1 protein-coding gene is annotated in these 255 nt (G+C 71.8%); it reads right to left on the bottom strand.

Features of this window, described 5'->3' with window-relative positions; translation table 11 throughout:
* The coding region (locus QSK36_RS43330; RefSeq protein ID WP_285786467.1) for a histidine kinase at positions 1 to 255 on the bottom strand (255 nt) is incomplete at both ends.

Below are 255 nucleotides of genomic sequence, written 5' to 3'. Positions count from 1 at the left end.
AGCGGATCTGCCGGATGGTGGTGTCCAGCTCGTCGATGGCGCTCTGCAGCCGGGAGGAGGCCTCCGGCCGCTCGACCAGGCGTACGGCGCTCATCAGCGTCATGGCCACGGCGAACAGGCGCTGGATTACCACGTCGTGCAGGTCCTTGGCGATGCGGTCGCGGTCTTCCAGCAGGCCGAGCCGCTCGGCGTCGCGGCGGGTCTCGGCCAGCTCCAGCGCGACGGCCGCCTGCCCGGCGAAGGCGTGCAGCGTAC

Origin of the sequence: Microbispora sp. NBRC 16548 (assembly GCF_030268985.1) — a bacterium.
GTDB classification, from domain to species: Bacteria; Actinomycetota; Actinomycetes; order Streptosporangiales; family Streptosporangiaceae; genus Microbispora; species Microbispora catharanthi.
The sequence above is the reverse complement of the archived record's forward strand: the minus strand, read 5'-3'. Positions and strand labels throughout refer to the sequence as shown.